1 protein-coding gene is annotated in these 3,282 nt (G+C 60.5%); it reads right to left on the bottom strand.

Going from position 1 to position 3,282, the window contains the following annotated elements:
• The coding region (locus ACQKPZ_RS28075) for an immunoglobulin-like domain-containing protein (RefSeq protein WP_427544520.1) at window positions 1-3,282 on the bottom strand (3,282 nt) is incomplete at both ends.

Genomic DNA, 3,282 nt, shown 5'->3' with positions numbered 1-3,282 from the left:
GTCGCCCTGTGCCGCGTGCTCGTAAGGCGCGCTGGTATCGCCCGCCTTGATGGTCACCTTGGCATCGTTGCTCAGGGTCACGACCAGGTCGTGATTCAGTGCCTGGTTGATGTGCACGGTGAAGGTCGGTTTGACGTTTTCCGCCACCGAAGTCTGGTCGGCAGTGATGGTGACTTTGACCAGATCGCCTGCGTTCGGGGTGCCTGGTGTACCTGGGTTGCCCGGGGTGCCTGGCTCGTCGGTAACGGTGGTGTTGACCTGGGTTTTGTCCAGGGTCAGTTTTTCGAACTTGCCGACATCTGCGCCATCCACGGTCGCGATCGAATTGACCACGGTCGGGTTGGTGCCGACGTAGACGTTGTCAGGCGCAGTAACGGTAATCGACCCGGTGGTGCTGTTGGCCGGAACGGTGATGACGGTCTTGCCGTCGCTCAGCGTGAAGGTCAAGGCCGAGTGGTTGTTGATCGGCAGGCCGTCTTTGTTGGTCAGGGTCACGGTGTAGGTGATCTGGCCACCTTCACTGACGGACTCGGTTGCGGTCAGTTTCGCCACAACTTCGTTGGTAGTGTCCTTGACCTTGACCGAGGCATCGCCACCCAGTTGCAGGTTCTCGAAGTCGCGGCCGTCGATATCCACAGCAGACTTGATGCCCAAGGTGATCTTGCCGGCGTCTTTGTAAACGTCTTCACCTTGTGCAGCATGGGTGTACGGCGCACTGGTTTCGCCGGCCTTGATGGTGACCTTGGCATCGTTGCTCAGGGTCACGACCAGGTCGTGGTCCAGTGCGGTATTGATCTTGACGGTGAAGGTCGGTTCCTTGTTCTCGTAGACCGACTTCTGGTCGGCCACGATGGTAACCTTGACCAGATCACCCTCGTTGCCAGCACCCGGAGTACCCGAGCCAGGCTCATCGGTAACCTCGGTGCTTACCTTGGTTTCGTCCAGCGTCAGCTGCTCGAACTTCCAGGCATCAGCGCCGCTGACGTACTTCAGGCTCTGCTCGATCGCGGCGTTTGCGCCGGCATAGACGTTATCCGGTGCGGTAACGGTGATCGAACCCGTGGTGCCGTTGGCAGGCACGGTGATAGTGGTCTTGCCGTCGCTCAGGGTAAAGGTCAGGGCCGAGTGATTGCTGATCGGCAGGCCGTCTTTGTTGGTCAGCGTCACGGTGTAGGTGATCTGGCCGCCTTCGCTGACAGACTCGGTTGCGGTCAGTTTGGCCACAACTTCGTTGATTGTGTCGGTAACCTTGACCGAGGCGTCGTGACCCAGTTGCAGGTTTTCGAAGCTACGGCCATCGATATCGACCGCCGACTTGATGCCGAGAGTGATCTCGCCGCTGTCCAGATAGACGTCTTCGCCCTGTACCGCATGAACATACGGGTCGCTTGAAGTCTGACCCGCTTTGATGGTGACTTGTGCATCGTTGCTCAGGGTCACGACCAAGTCATGATCCAGTGCAGTATTGATGTGCACGGTGAAGGTCGGGTTGACGTTCTCGGCGACCGATACCTGGTCGGCGGTAATGGTGACCTTGACGATGTCGCCATGGTTGTCAGTGCCCGGGGTGCCGGAGCCTGGCTCGTCGGTGACTTCGGTGCTGACCTTGGTTTCGTTCAGCGTCAGTTGTTCGAACTTCCAGGCGTCAGCGCCGCTGACGTACTTCAGGCTCTGCTCCACCGGTGCATTCGCGCCGGTATAGACGTTGTCCGGGGCAATAACGGTAACCGAGCCCGTAGTGCCGTTGGCCGGCACGGTGATGCTGGTTTTGCCGTCGCTCAGGGTGAAGGTCAACGCCGAATGGTTATTGATCGGCAGACCGTCTTTGTTGGTCAGCGTCACGGTATAGGTGATTACGCCACCTTCGCTGACAGACTCGGTCGCGGTCAACGTGGCCACGACTTCGCTGACGGTATCGGTAACCTCGACCGAGGCAGAGCCGCCGAGTTGCAGGTTCTCGAATGGACGGCCGTCAACATCGACCGCCGACGTGATGCCGAGGGTGATTTCGCCGCTGTCCAGATAGACATCGTCGCCCTGTGCAGCGTGCTCGTAAGGCGCGCTGGTGTCGCCGGCCTTGATGGTCACCTTGGCATCGTTGCTCAGGGTCACGACCAGGTCGTGGTCCAGTGCCTGGTTGATATGCACGGTGAACGTCGGTTTGACGTTCTCGGCCACCGAGGCCTGGTCGGCGGTGATGGTGACCTTGACCAGGTCGCCTGCGTTCGGGGTGCCTGGTGTACCTGGGTTGCCCGGAGTACCTGGCTCGTCGGTCACGGTGGTGCTGACCGGGGCCTTGTCCAGGGTCAGTTGCTCGAACTTGCCGACGTCAGTGCCGTCAACGCTGGCGATCGACTTCACGACTGGGTCGTTAGCGCCGGTGTAGACGTTGTCCGGTGCGATGACGGTGGTAGTGCCCACGGTGCCGTTGGCCGGCACGGTGATGGTAGTCTTGCCATCGTTCAGCGTGAAGGTCAGGGCCGAGTGGTTGTTGATCGGCAGACCGTCTTTGTTGGTCAGGGTGATGGTGTAGGTGATCTCGCCGCCTTCGGTCACCGAAGGGGTAGCGGTCAGCTTGGCCACCACTTCATCGGTGGTGTCGGTCACTTGAACGGTAGCCGCACCGCCCAGTTGCAGGTTCTCGAAGCCACGACCGTCGACGTCCACAGCCGACTTGATGCCCACGCTGATCTGGCCAGCGTCGTTATAGACGTCGTCGCCTTGTGCCGCGTGCTCGTACGGCGCGCTGGTGTCGCCGGCCTTGATGGTCACTTTGGCATCGTTGCTCAGGGTCACGACCAGGTCGTGGTCGAGCGGCTGATTGATGTGCACGGTGAAGGTCGGTTTGACGTTCTCGGCGACCGAGGCCTGGTCGGCAGTAATGGTGACCTTGACCAGGTCGCCTGCGTTCGGGGTGCCTGGTGTACCTGGGTTGCCCGGGGTGCCTGGCTCGTCAGTCACGGTGGTGCTGACCGGGGCCTTGTCCAGGGTCAGCTGCTCGAACTTGCCGACGTCGGTGCCGCTGACAGAAGCGATCGACTTGATCACTGGGTCGTTAGCGCCGGTGTAGACGTTGTCCGGCGCGATGACGGTGGTAGTGCCCACGGTGCCGTTGGCTGGCACGGTGATGGTGGTCTTGCCATCGCTCAGCGTGAAGGTCAGCGCCGAGTGGTTGTTGATCGGCAGACCGTCTTTGTTGGTCAGCGTAATGGTGTAGGTGATCTCGCCACCTTCGGTCACCGAAGGCGTAGCGGTCAGCTTGGCGATGACTTCGTCGGTGGT

The organism is Pseudomonas sp. NPDC089547, assembly GCF_050280665.1.
Classification (GTDB): domain Bacteria; phylum Pseudomonadota; class Gammaproteobacteria; order Pseudomonadales; family Pseudomonadaceae; genus Aquipseudomonas.
Note: the sequence above shows the minus strand (reverse complement) of the source record. Positions and strands in the feature narration are given on the sequence as shown.